Raw genomic sequence first — 12,491 nt, forward strand, 5'->3', positions numbered from 1 at the left:
CTGCCCGCATGAGCACCGACACCGCCCCCGAGACCCCGGCCGAGCCGACCATCGACCTCGCCGTCGGCGGCATGACCTGCGCCGGCTGCGCCTCCGGCATCCAGCGCGGCCTCGCGGTGCTGCCCGGCGTCGGCGACGCCGCCGTCAACATCGCCACCCGGCGCGCGACCGTCCGGCCCGACGGCACGCTCGACCGCGACGAGCTCGAGGACGCGATGCGCGCCGCGATCACCGGCCTCGGCTACCAGGTGCTCACCCGGCCCGCGGGTGCGGCGGCCGGCGAGGCCGACGACGCCGCGCATCGTCCCCTGTCCCGCGAGGACGAGGCCGCCGCGCAGGCCGCCAACGACGCGCGCCGCATCGCCGACTACCGGCGCCGCTTCCTGGTCGCCGCCGCGCTCGCGATCCCCGTGATGCTCCTGTCGATGGTGCCCGCGCTCCAGTTCCCGGGCTGGGAGTGGTGGGCCGCGGCGCTCGCGACGCCGGTCGTGTGGTGGTCCGGCTGGCCGTTCCACGTGTCGGCATGGAAGGGCGCGCGCCACCGCACCACGACGATGGACACCCTCGTGAGCCTCGGCACCTCGGTGGCGTGGCTGTGGTCGATGTGGACGCTCGTGGCCGGCCCCGCGCACGCGCACGTCTACTTCGAGACCGGCGCCGTGATCGTCGCCCTGATCCTGCTGGGCAAGTGGCTCGAGGTGCGCTCCACCGCGCGCGCCGGCGACGCGATCCGTGCGCTCGGCGCCCGCCAGAGTGCGACCGTCACCCTCGAGGACGGCACGGAGATCCCGCGCGAGGACCTCGGCGTGGGCATGCGCTTCCTCGTCCGCCCGGGCGAGGCCATCGCGACGGACGGCATCGTGGTCGCGGGCGAGGCGGCCGTGGACGCGAGCCTCGTCACCGGCGAGCCCGTGCCGGTCGCCGCACGCGCGGGCACCGAGGTGGTCGGCGGCACGCTCGCCGCGGACGGTGCCCTCACGGTCGAGGCGACCCGCGTGGGCGAGGAGACGATGCTCGCGCAGATCTCCCGCATGGTCGACGAGGCGCAGGCCGGCAAGGCTAGGCTCCAGCGCCTCGCGGACCGCGTCTCCGCGCTGTTCGTGCCCGCGGTGATCGGGATCGCCGCCGTCACCCTGCTCGCCTGGCTCGCCGTCACCGGCGACGTCGCCGCGGCGATCACCGCCGCCGTCGCGGTGCTCATCATCAGCTGCCCGTGCGCCATGGGGCTCGCGACGCCGCTCGCGATCATGGTCGGCACCGGCCGCGGCGCCCAGCTCGGGATCCTCGTGCGCGGCGCGCAGGCCCTCGAGGACGCGCGTTCGCTCCAGACCGTCGTGCTCGACAAGACCGGCACCGTGACCGAGGGGCGCATGGAGGTCGTCGCCTCCACGGCGCCCGGGCTGGGGGACGATGCGGCGGCCGCGCTGCTCGACGCCGTCGCCTCCGTCGAGGCGCGGTCGGAGCACCCGGTCGCCGTCGCGATCGCAGCCTCCCGCGAGGGCCGGATCCCCCTCAAGGGCTTCCGCTCGACGCCCGGCCAGGGCGTCACCGCGACCGTGCAGCGCGCCGGCGCCGACGGCGCGCACGCCGACGTGACGGTCGGGTCGCGACGGCTCTTCGACGAGCTGTCGCCCGCGCTCGCCGCGTGGGCCGTCGAGCGCGAGGAGCGCGGCGAGACGGTCGTGTTCGCGGGACGCCAGGCGCCCCTCGGCGGGGGCCTGCTCGGCGGCTCGGCCCCCGGCGCATCGTCCACCCTCACCCGCACCGCGCTCGCGGCGGAGGCCGCGATCGCCGTGCGCGATCGCATCAAGGACACCGCGCCGGAGGCCGTCGAGGCGCTGCACGCGCTCGACGTCGACGTGGCGCTGCTCACCGGTGACAACCGGCGGGCCGCCGAGGCCGTGGGCGCGTCGCTCGGCATCGACCGGGTGATCGCGGAAGTGCTGCCGGCGGACAAGGAGGACGTGATCCGGTCGCTGCAGGACGGCGGCCGGCGGGTCGCGATGGTCGGCGACGGCGTCAACGACGCCCCCGCGCTCGCGGCCGCGGACCTGGGCATCGCGATCGGCACCGGCGCGGACGTCGCGCGCGAGGCTTCCGACCTCACGATCGTGGGCGGCGACCCGCGCGCCGCGGCGGACGCGATCGCGCTGTCGCGCCGCACCTACGCGACCATCCGCGGCAACCTCTTCTGGGCGTTCGCGTACAACGTCTGCATGATCCCGCTCGCGGCGGTCGGCGTGCTCGACCCGATGTTCGCGGCGGCCGCGATGGGCGCCTCGAGCCTGTTCGTCGTGGGCAACTCGCTGCGGCTGCGGGGCTTCCAGCGGCGGTGACTCCCGCGCTCAGCGCCCCACGACGGACCACGCGAGCGCCGAGCGCGCGGCGGTGACCCGGCCGGCGGCCTCGGCCGCACGGGCGGAGACCATGCCGTCCGAGTGCGCGGCGACGAGCAGCGCGAGCTGCGCCCGCTGCAGCTGATGCAGGTCGCGCGCGGCCTGCGCGCCGTGCCGCTCGCGCATGTCGGCGCGCGCGTGGCGGCGGCGTCCGCGGGTCGAGAGGATCTCGAAGTCCGCGGGGCTCACCAGGTGGTCGGGCACCGTGACCCGTGCCATCCGCGCGAAGATCGCGCGCTCGCGCAGGCGGCCCACGTGGATGGTGGTCGCGAGCACGATGACGATCGGCACGCCCTTGATGAGCGCCGCCGTCACCTGCGAGCCGTGGATGAGGGGCGAGTTGAGGAAGCCGTGGAGGATCATCGCCGCGCCCAGCGACCCGAGCGCGAGGGTCCAGCGGCGCCACGCGGGACCGGTCGAGACGAAGAAGTACGCGATGCCGGCGCCCGCGATCGCGGAGAACGCGGCGTGGCTCCACAGGCCCGCGACGACGCCGCGCAGCACGAACATCTGCCACACCGTGTCCATCGCGTCGCCGGACAGCGCGGCCGTGCGGGCGGTGTAGAGGAAGCCCTCGACCACCTGGAAGCCCAGCCCGATCATGCCGCCGTAGAAGGCGCCGTCCGCGACGGTACGGATGCGCGCGCCGGGGATCAGCGCGAGCGCGACGATGCCGAGCGCCTTGAGCGGCTCCTCGACCAGCGGCGCCGCGATCGCGGAGACCCACGAGGAGCCGTCACCGAGCCAGTCGCCGACGATCGAGTGCATCGCCGGCCCGCCGATGCGCGACACCCCGACCGCGACGATCGAGCCCCACAGCAGGGCCCCGACGACGTTGACCAGCTGCCGCCTCTCGTACAGCTCGAGGAGGTACACCGTCGTCGCGAAGACGAGGCCGTACGCGGTCCACAGGGCCGCGGACAGCGCGCCCGACGCGGGGTTCGCGAGCAGCGACTCGAGCACGAGCGGCGCGACCTGCGCGAACGCGCCGACGCCCAGCGCGATCGATGTCCAGAACACCCACGAGCGGGTGTCGATGAAGGTCGCGGTGCGTGGCCGGGGCAACGTGCCGCGCGTGCGCGGCGCGGTCGTCATGGCGTCGCCTCCGCGAAGCGCAGCGACCGCACGAGCGACTGCGCGGACGCGTTGGTGCTCTCCCACGCGGCCGGCGGCGCCGTCAGCAGGATGAGCACCTGCTGGGACCCGTCCGACACGGCCCAGGCCTGACGGGTCTGCAGCGGCTCCTGGAGGGTGACCGTCGCCGCATCGTCCCCCGCGGTGGTGGTGAAGGCGCGCGGCTGCGGCGCGACGATGCCCTGGCCGTCGGCCTGCGCCCGCGCGACCCACTGCTCGGTGACCGTCGCGATCGACTGCGCCGGGTGCAGGTCCGAGGCGTGGGGGGTGGTGATCGCGAGCGTGGCGCCGTCCTGGGTCAGGGTGGTGACGCCCGGGTGCGACACCGACACCGACCAGTCCTCCGAGGTGGTGACGGTCGCGCCGGCGCCGATGTCGATGACCTGCGGCGGGGGCGGCGCGGACAGGACGTCGGCGACCGCGGGCAGCACCACCGCGTAGATCAGCGCGACGGCGACGATGACGACGGCGCCCGCGAGCGAGCCGCGCCCGATGAGCCGCACGGAGAGCGGCTGGGCCTGGCCCTGGGAGGCCGCATCAGCGGCGGAAGAGGCGCCGCTGCTCATGCTCGCGACGCTAGCACGCGGGGCCGTGCCCTCTCCGGGTGCCGTGGCCTCCCACGTCGGGCGCGCGTCAGATGGCGTCGAGCGCCCGCGCGAGGTCCTCGCGCAGGTCCTCGACGTCCTCGAGTCCGATGCTGAGGCGCACCGTCGCCTCGCACATGCCCACGGCGGCGCGCTTCTCCGCGCCGAGCTTGCGATGCGTCGTGGTGGCGGGGTGCGTCGCGATCGACTTGGCGTCGCCGAGGTTGTTCGAGATGTCGATGACCTGGAGCGCGTCGAGGAAGCGGAAGGTGGCGGCCTTGGCCTCGGGGCCGTGCGGGTCGACGCCCTCGGGCAGCGCGATGTCGATGGTGACGAGCGTGCCGCCGAGCGTCATCTGGTTCTTCGCGCGCTCGTGCTGGGGGTGCGAGGGCAGCAGCGGGTAGCGCGCGATCGCGACCTTGGGGTGCGCCTCGAGCCACTGCGCGAGGTCGAGGGCCGAGGCGGCCTGTGCCTTGACGCGGACCGCGAGCGTCTCGAGGGACTTGCCGAGCACCCACGCGGTGAACGGCGACATCGTGGCACCCATGGTGCGGACCATCTGGCGGACCTTGTCGACGTACTCCTTGGTGCCGAGCACCGCGCCGCCGAGCACGCGGCCCTGGCCGTCGATGTGCTTGGTCGCGGAGTACACGACCGCGTCCGCCCCCAGCTGCAGCGGCTTCTGCCCGAGCGGCGTCGCGAAGACGTTGTCGACGATGAACAGCGCGCCCGCCTTCCTCGCGAGGCCCGCCACGAACGGCAGGTCCACGACGTCCTGCATGGGGTTGGTGGGGGACTCGCAGAAGACCGCGGTCGCGGGCTCGGCCAGCGCGCGCTCCCAGTCCTCGTTGACGTGGCCGTCGACGTAGTCGATGCGGATGCCCCAGCCGGCGAAGTACTCGTCGAACGTCGCGATCGAGGTGCCGAACAGCGCGCGCGACGCGACCAGCCGGTCGCCCTGGCGCAGGATCGACGCGAGCGCGACGAACACGGCCGCCATGCCGGTCGCGGTAGCGAAGCAGTCCTCGGCGCCCTCGATCGCGGCGAGGCGGGTCTCGAACATCGTGACCGTCGGGTTCGCGTACCGCGAGTACTGGTAGCGCTCGATCTCGCCCGCGAAGGCCGCCTCCGCCTCGCGCGCGGTGGGGTAGACGTAGCCCTGCGTCATGAAGATCGCCTCGGACATCTCGTCGAACGGCGTGCGGACGTGGCCGGCGCGCACGGCGAGGGTGTCGGGACGGAGCTGCGGGGCGTCTTCCGAGGTCATGGGCTCAGGCTACCGGCGCGTCGCGGGCCGCCCCAGCCCTCGATGGCACCCCTCTTTCAGCGCGCGCGTCGCTCAGCTCCCCGCAGGAGTCCAGAACCTCTCAGAACCGTCGCTCACTTCCCCGCAGCGCGGCGGGGATGCGACGGGGAGGACGATGCGGCGGCCAGGAAGGAGTGGGGCCCGGCCGCCGCATCGTCCTCAGGCCTCGCGGACCGCGTACGCGCGACCGGAGGCGCCGGTGGCCGTGAGCGAGCCGTCGCGGGACACGACGGTGACGGTGTCGCTCGAGCCATCGGACGCGTGGAGCTCGACGGTCCTCTCGTCGGAGCCGCCGGGGTAGACCACCAGCTCGACCTCGTCGAGGTAGTCGTAGTCGGGACGGTCGTCGCGGGTGCCGCGCGCGAGCACGGTGCCGGGGCGCACGTACAGCGGCATCGAGTCGAAGCCGTGCGTCTCGCGCACCCAGCGGCCGCCCTCCACACGAGAGCCGTCGAGCAGCGACGTCCACGTGCCCTCGGGCAGGTAGAACGTCACCTCGCCCGACGCCGACATCACCGGCGCCACCAGCAGCGAGTCGCCCAGCAGGTACTGCCGGTCGAGGTGCTGCGTGGCGGGGTCGCCGGGGAAGGCGAGGAACATCGGGCGCATCATCGGCAGGCCGGTCCGCGTGGTCTGGACCGATGCGGCGTACAGGTACGGCATCAGCGACAGCTTGAGCTTGGTGAACAGCCGCGCGACGTCCACCGCCTCGTCGTCGAAGGCCCACGGCACGCGGTACGAGCCGCTGCCGTGCAGGCGCGAGTGCGTGGACATGAGGCCGAACGCGAGCCAGCGCTTGAAGACGCCCGCGTCGGGGGTGCCCTCGAAGCCGCCGATGTCGTGGCTCCAGTAGCCGAAGCCCGAGCTCATGAGCGACAGGCCGCCGCGCAGCGTCTCCGCCATCGAGACGTACGACGAGGTGTTGTCGCCGCCCCAGTGGACCGGCATCGTCTGGCCGCCCGCGGTCGCGGACCGCGCGAACAGCACGGCCTCGCCCTCGCCCTTCTCCTCGACCAGCGCCTCCCACACGGCCTCGTTGTAGAGCTGCGTGTAGAGGTTGTGCATGGTTTCGGGGCGCGAGCCGTCGTGCCACACCACGTCGGTGGGGATCCGCTCGCCGAAGTCCGTCTTGATCGCGTCGACGCCCTGGCGGACCAGGGTGCGGATGAAGTCCTGGAACCAGGCCCGCGCCTCGGGGTTGGTGAAGTCCACCAGCCCCATGCCGGCCTGCCACTGGTCCCACTGCCAGACGGTGCCGTCGGCGCGCTTGACCAGGTAGCCGTTCTCCATCCCCTCGCGGAACATGCGGCCGCGCTGCGCGATGTAGGGGTTGATCCACGCGGACACGTGGAGGTCCTTGTCCTCGTGCATGCGGCGGAGCATGCCGTCGGGGTCGGGGAACACGCGCTCGTCCCACACGCCGTCGGTCCAGTTGAACTCGCGCATCCAGAAGCAGTCGTAGTGGAACACCGACAGCGGGATGTCGCGCTCGCGCATGCCGTCCACGAACGAGGTCACGGTCTCCTCGTCGTAGTCCGTGGTGAACGACGTTGACAGCCACAGGCCGAACGACCAGTCCGGCACGCGCGGCGGGCGGCCCAGGAGCTGCGTGTACCGCGACACCGCCTCGGCGGGCGTGGGGCCGGCGAACACCAGGTACTCGAGGGACTCGCCCGCGGTCGAGAACTGGACCCGCTCGACCGCCTCGGAGCCCACCTCGAAGCTCACGTGCTCGGGGTGGTTGACCAGCACGCCGTAGCCCTTGGAGGACAGGTAGAACGGCACCGACTTGTACGCCTGCTCGGAGCTGGTGCCGCCGTCGGCGTTCCAGATGTCGACGCTCTGGCCGTTCTTGACGAACGGGCCGAAGCGCTCGCCTAGGCCGTAGACGGTCTCGCCGACGTCGAGGTCGAGCTGCTCGTGCACGTAGGCACGATGCGGGGCGAGGCCGGTCGCGCTGTAACCGGTCGCGCCGGTGGGCTCCGCGGAGACCGACGCGTGGTCCGCGAGCGTCATGTAGCCGACCGAGTGGTGGCCCGAGCCGGTGATGCGCTCGCCGTCCACCTCGAAGTCGAGGCGCCACGGCGCGCCCTTGGCGATGCGCGCGGTGAGGCGGCCCGACGTGAGGGTGCCCCCCGCATCGTCGACCTGCGCGGTGCCCGCGCCCTCGACGGCGCCCGGCATGCGGAAGCCGGGGGAACGATGCGCGCCCTGGTGGTGGTCGATCCGCACCTTGATGACGCCCTCGAGCGGGGACGTGAGGGTGACGGTGAGCATCGCCCGGTTGAGGACGTCGCCGCGCGACCGGATGACCCGCGTGGGCGCGTGCACCGTGAGGGTGTCGCCCTCCGCCCAGACGTCGTAGGCCTCCTCCGCGTAGAGGGCGTCGACGCCGGGCCGGCGCTGCCAGAAACCGTCGGTGAACTTCACTTCACTGCTCCTGCCGTGATGCCGCGCGTGAGGGTGCGCTGGAAGATGAGGAAGAAGATGATCGTCGGGATGATGCTGATGAGCGTGCCCGCGATCAGGGTGGTGGTGTCCGTCTGACGCTCGCCGTTGAGCTGCTCGAGCAGCAGCGGCACCGTGAGCGAGTCGGACGTGTTGAGGAAGGCCAGCGGCAGCAGGAACTCGTTCCACGTCCAGATGAAGAAGAACACCATGAGCACCGACAGCGTCGGGCGGACGATGGGCACGATCACCGAGCGCAGCACGCGCCACCGCGACGCGCCATCCACCGAGGCCGCCTCGAGGATCTCCTTGGGGAACGTCCCGAGCAGCGACGACAGCAGGTACGTGCCGAACGCGGACTGGATCACCACGAACGTGAGGATCACGGACCACGGGTTCGACAGCAGGCCCAGGTCGTCGTACAGCTTGAACAGCGGGTCGAACAGCATCTCCTGCGGGACCAGGTTGGCCATGAGGAAGATGAGCACGATCCACGTGCGCCCGCGGACGCGGCCGATGCCGATCGCGAACGAGTTCAGCACGGACACGATCACCGCGATGATCGCGACCATCGTCGAGATGAAGATCGAGTTCCACAGCGCTCGCGGGAAGTTCTGGGTCTCCCAGAACGTCTTGATGCCCTCGAAGCTGAGCGCCTGCGGCAGCTCGAGCGGGCCCGAGTTCGCGTAGTCCTGCGGGGACTTGAACGCGTTGAGCAGCAGCAGGAGCATCGGGAACACGATGGCGATGGCGCCGAGCACGGCGAGGATCAGCATCACCCACTCGGCGGGGGTGCGCGGGCGGGCCTTGTTGCGGCGGTCCTTGCCGGGGGACTGCGGCGCGGGGGCGGGGGCCTGGGCGACGGCGGTCATGTCAGGCGTCCTTTCGCTCGGCGCGGTTCTGCACGCGGATGAAGATGATGGCGACCACGACGACGAGGATCGTGATGGCGGAGGCGATGGTCGCGGCGTAGCCCTTGTCGGTGCCGCGGATGAACTCCTGGTACGCGTAGAACGAGGGCACGTACGTGGACTTCGAGGGCCCGCCGCCGGTGAGGATGAACACCGGGGCGAAGACCTTGAGCGCCGCGATCGTGGTCGTGAGGGCCACGACGAAGACCTCGGGCTGGATCATCGGCAGCGTGATCGCGCGGAAGCGCTGGAACCAGTTGGCGCCGTCGAGCTCGGCGGCCTCGTACAGCTGCGGGTCGACGCGCTGGAGGGCGGCCATGAAGATCACGACCGGGTAGCCGATCTGGATCCAGATCATCAGCACCATGACCGAGGCCATCGCGGTCGAGTACTGGCCGCCGAGCCAGTTGATCTCGACCTCGCTGCCGGTGAGGGCGGTGAGGAACTGGTTGAGGACGCCGTCGGAGTTGGGCTTGAGGATCCAGCTGAACATCACGCCGGCGACGGCGATCGGGAGGATCTGCGGCAGGTAGTAGGTCGCGCGCAGGAAGCTGGAGAGGCGGGCGCCGAAGCGGCGGCCGACCACGTCGAACAGCAGCGCGGCGATGATGAGGCCGAGCAGGGTCGGCACGATCACCATGGCGATGATCACCAGGATGATGTTCTTGAACGACTGGAGGAACTCCTGGTCGCCGAACAGCGCGATCCAGTTCTCGAGTCCCGCGAACGACTCCTCGGCGCGGCCGCCGCGCCAGTGGAAGAAACTCAGGCGCACGTTGCGCACGATCGGGTAGAAGATCACGAGGCCGACGAGCAGGGCGCCGGGGATGAGGTACAGCCAGTAGCCGAGCTTGCTGCCGCCGCGCTGCGGGATGCGGGCGGCCTCGTCTGAAGGTCGGGTGCGCATGCGCTGGGGGGTCGAGGTCATGAGGGATCCGTCTCCGGTGGGGTCCGGGCCGCGAGGGCCCGGACCCCACCTTGCCGAGGGTGGTGACTAGCGGAGATCCGCCACGTAGCTCTCGTAGTAGTCCATGAGCTGGGCGTTGGCCTCGTCGGCGGAGACGTCGCCGTTGACGATGCTCTGCATCACGGAGTTGAGGTCGCCGTAGAAGGTCGGCGTCGGCCAGTCGGGGTAGAAGGACAGGCCGTCACGGTCGTTGACCTCGTTGAAGAGCTCGATGAGCGCCTGCGCGTCGGCATCGGTGATGTCGGCGGTGTCCGCCGCGACCGGGAGGCCGCCGGACTCGCCGAGCAGCGCCTGGACCTCGGGACGCATGGTGACGTCGATGAAGATCTCCGCGAGCTCGGGCTGCTTGGACTCGACGGGGACCACCCAGATGTTGCCGCCCGAACCGGGGGTCAGCGTGGTGCCGGGCCAGTTCGTGATGCCCATCTCGAAGTCGGTGATGTCGGAGAGCATGCGGCCGTACCACCACGAGCCCGAGTAGAACATCGGCGCCTCGCCGTTGATGAACTGCAGGCCGGCATCCTCGGCGGTCATGCCCGAGGCGTCGCCGCTGATGTAGCCGGCGTCGACCCAGTCCGCGAGGGTGCTCGAGGCGTAGGAGACCTCGGGGCCGGTCCAGTCGACCGCCTCGGTGTACAGCTGGTACGCGTCGACCCACGAGCGGTCGGCCTGCGACAGCGCGAGCTGGTACCAGAGCTGGCCCATCGGGTACTCCTGCGCCGAGGTGGTGAGCGGCGTGACGCCTTCCGCCTCGAAGGCCTCCATCGCGGCCTCGAGGCTCGCCTCGTCGGTCGGGACGTCGATGCCGTACTCGTCGAACATGTCCTGGTTGTAGTAGAGGAACACGAACTCGCCGTAGTTCGGGACGCCGTACCAGCTGCCCGAGCCCATGACGCCGTCCTCGTCGTACTTGGCGATGGTGTCGATGCCCGCGCTGAGCTTGTCAGCCCAGCCGTAGGTCTCGTACGCGTCGTCGAGCGGCAGGATCACGCCGGTCGCCGCGAGCTGGCCCGCGGTGCCGTTGCCCTTGTTGTACTCGGACACGTCGGGCGCGTCGGAGGAGTCGAAGAGCTGCTGCGCGGAGGCGTTGAGGTCCTCGAACGCGGTGGTCTGGAGGTCGACGGTCGCGCCGGTCTCCTCCTCGAAGATCTCGATGGCCTTGTTCCAGGCGATGCCCATCGCGGACTCGTCGCCCTCGTAGTGCATGACCGTGAGGGTCTCGCCGGTGTAGTCGCCGTCGCCCGCACCGGCGGACGAGCCGCCGGTGCCGCCGTCGTCGGAGGACGAGCATGCGCTCAGGCTCAGGGCGCCGGCCGCGAGCACGGCGGTCGCTGCTGTGATGCGGTACTTCATTGTCCGTTTCCTGCTTCCTTGTCGTGGCCCGGAGGCCGTTGGTGCGTCGTGTCGGCGATCTTTCGAAGCGCTTCGACGATGCGCGTGCGCGAGGGGTGGTCCGGGGAGGTCGGCTCGCCCCTCAGGGGGAGCCCGGCGTCGCTCGCGCGATCACCGAGCCGCGGTCGATGTACGTGGGCGGGAGGAGGACGATGCGGGGCGTGTGCTCCGCTCCGTCGATCGCCTGGACCAGGAGGTCCACGGCGGCGGCGCACGATGCGTGGGCATCGAGCGGCATGGTGTCGAACGGCACGGCGAAGCGTGCCGTCGTGAAGCTGACGCCGGCGGCGATGACCGAGACGTCGCGGGGGACCTCGAGGCCGCGGGTCGCGAGGATCGCGGACAGCGACGAGGCCACGTCGGCGGTGGTGTTGAGCACGATCCCGTCCAGGCCGGGCAGCTGCTCGAGGAGTCGGCGCACGCTGCCGTCGGCGGTGTGGCCGTTGGGGTGCGTGACGGCGTGGCGCACGCCGCGCGCCTCGCACTGCGCGAGGAAGGCGCGGAGGAAGCGGATCGGGAAGTTGGAGCCGCGGGTCAGCGTCTCCTGGCGGTGCGAGATCAGGCCGATCTGCGTGTGTCCCGCGTCGACGAGGCGGTCGACCGCCTGGCGCGCGGCCGCCTCGAAGTCGAGGTCGACGCACACGAGGCCCGCGGTGTCGGCGGGCACGCCCACGAACACCGTGGGGCACGCGAGCTTGCGCGCCAGCGGGACCCGCGCATCGTCCACGTCGACGTCCAGGACGACGATCCCGTCGGCGAGCTGCGTCGCGGCCGAGCGGCGCATGCCCTCGAACGCGTCGTCGTGGACCAGCAGGAGGGTGTCGTAGTTGTGCTCGCGGGCGACGCGCGTGGTCTGCATGGCGAAGGCCATGTGCGCGGCGTCGTCGGTGTCGGGGTGCACGGGCTCGCTCACCGCGATGATGTGCGAGCGGTGCGCGGCGAGCATGCGGGCGCTCGCGTGGGGGAGGTAGCCGAGCTGGTCGGCGGCGGCGAGGACGCGGTCGCGGGTCTCGGCGGTGATCGAGCGCTTGCCGGACAGCGCGTACGAGACGGTGCTGATCGACACCCCCGCGGCCTGCGCCACGTCAGCGATCGTCGCCATCTCGACCCCATCGTCTCGAGCGGCCGGGGCTCCCTCCCGGCACGGGTTGCGGGGTGCTCCCCGCTGTCTCGCGAGGCCTGGACCTCACGATCGAAGCGCTTCGACGCGCCGCGATGCCACGACGTTATGTTGCTCGCCGCAACAAAGCAAGCCGGGTTACCGAATCGTGACACTTCGAGGGGTTGCGGGTGCGCGCCGGCCTGCGCCCCGCCCGATCTGCGCCCCGCTGACACCTGGGTACACGCAACTGG

General features: G+C 71.7%; 9 protein-coding genes. 1 reads left to right on the top strand and 8 read right to left on the bottom strand.

Going from position 1 to position 12,491, the window contains the following annotated elements; genetic code table 11:
- Positions 1-8: 8 nt before the first annotated feature.
- Positions 9-2,336 (top strand): heavy metal translocating P-type ATPase, encoded by a 2,328-nt coding sequence (locus tag AOM02_RS13465; RefSeq protein ID WP_062300146.1) that lies wholly within the window; start codon positions 9-11, stop codon positions 2,334-2,336.
- 9 nt (positions 2,337-2,345) lie between these two features.
- On the opposite strand, the gene AOM02_RS13470 is transcribed toward AOM02_RS13465, so the two are convergent.
- The 8 genes from AOM02_RS13470 to AOM02_RS13505 all read right to left on the bottom strand — a co-directional run bounded on the left by AOM02_RS13470 (position 2,346) and on the right by AOM02_RS13505 (position 12,240).
- On the bottom strand, positions 2,346-3,491 hold the full coding sequence (locus tag AOM02_RS13470) for a PrsW family intramembrane metalloprotease (protein ID WP_062300148.1): 1,146 nt from the start codon (positions 3,489-3,491) through the stop codon (positions 2,346-2,348).
- Positions 3,488-4,096 (bottom strand): hypothetical protein, encoded by a 609-nt coding sequence (locus AOM02_RS13475; RefSeq protein ID WP_062300150.1) that lies wholly within the window; start codon positions 4,094-4,096, stop codon positions 3,488-3,490. Before AOM02_RS13475 ends, AOM02_RS13470 begins: the two co-directional genes overlap by 4 nt.
- 67 nt (positions 4,097-4,163) lie before the next feature.
- Positions 4,164-5,381: an O-succinylhomoserine sulfhydrylase gene (metZ, locus tag AOM02_RS13480; RefSeq protein ID WP_062300153.1), complete on the bottom strand. Its 1,218-nt coding sequence runs from the start codon at positions 5,379-5,381 to the stop codon at positions 4,164-4,166.
- Between the two features lie 198 nt (positions 5,382-5,579).
- Positions 5,580-7,850, bottom strand: a complete 2,271-nt coding sequence (yicI, locus tag AOM02_RS13485) for an alpha-xylosidase (protein ID WP_062300155.1) — start codon at positions 7,848-7,850, stop codon at positions 5,580-5,582.
- Positions 7,847-8,740, bottom strand: coding sequence for a carbohydrate ABC transporter permease (locus AOM02_RS13490; protein ID WP_062300156.1), 894 nt, complete (start codon positions 8,738-8,740; stop codon positions 7,847-7,849). The genes yicI and AOM02_RS13490 overlap by 4 nt, the downstream gene beginning before the upstream one ends.
- 1 nt (position 8,741) lies before the next feature.
- Positions 8,742-9,707 (bottom strand): carbohydrate ABC transporter permease, encoded by a 966-nt coding sequence (locus AOM02_RS13495; RefSeq protein WP_062300158.1) that lies wholly within the window; start codon positions 9,705-9,707, stop codon positions 8,742-8,744.
- A 66-nt stretch (positions 9,708-9,773) separates the two neighbouring features.
- Entirely contained in the window at positions 9,774-11,099 is a 1,326-nt protein-coding gene (locus tag AOM02_RS13500) for an ABC transporter substrate-binding protein (protein WP_062300161.1), read from the bottom strand.
- Between the two features lie 121 nt (positions 11,100-11,220).
- Positions 11,221-12,240: a LacI family DNA-binding transcriptional regulator gene (locus AOM02_RS13505; RefSeq protein ID WP_062300163.1), complete on the bottom strand. Its 1,020-nt coding sequence runs from the start codon at positions 12,238-12,240 to the stop codon at positions 11,221-11,223.
- Positions 12,241-12,491 lie beyond the last annotated feature (251 nt).

Origin of the sequence: Demequina maris (assembly GCF_000971155.1) — a bacterium.
Taxonomy (GTDB): Bacteria; Actinomycetota; Actinomycetes; order Actinomycetales; family Demequinaceae; genus Demequina; species Demequina maris.

Bases quoted from the DNA above. Each gene is read 5' to 3' on its own strand.
- AOM02_RS13465 (WP_062300146.1), top strand. From the start codon at position 9: ATGAGCACCGACACCGCCCCCGAGACCCCGGCCGAGCCGACCATCGAC.
- AOM02_RS13470 (WP_062300148.1), bottom strand. From the start codon at position 3,491: ATGACGACCGCGCCGCGCACGCGCGGCACGTTGCCCCGGCCACGCACC.
- AOM02_RS13475 (WP_062300150.1), bottom strand. From the start codon at position 4,096: ATGAGCAGCGGCGCCTCTTCCGCCGCTGATGCGGCCTCCCAGGGCCAG.
- metZ (WP_062300153.1), bottom strand. From the start codon at position 5,381: ATGACCTCGGAAGACGCCCCGCAGCTCCGTCCCGACACCCTCGCCGTG.
- AOM02_RS13490 (WP_062300156.1), bottom strand. From the start codon at position 8,740: ATGACCGCCGTCGCCCAGGCCCCCGCCCCCGCGCCGCAGTCCCCCGGC.
- AOM02_RS13495 (WP_062300158.1), bottom strand. From the start codon at position 9,707: ATGACCTCGACCCCCCAGCGCATGCGCACCCGACCTTCAGACGAGGCC.
- AOM02_RS13500 (WP_062300161.1), bottom strand. From the start codon at position 11,099: ATGAAGTACCGCATCACAGCAGCGACCGCCGTGCTCGCGGCCGGCGCC.
- AOM02_RS13505 (WP_062300163.1), bottom strand. From the start codon at position 12,240: ATGGCGACGATCGCTGACGTGGCGCAGGCCGCGGGGGTGTCGATCAGC.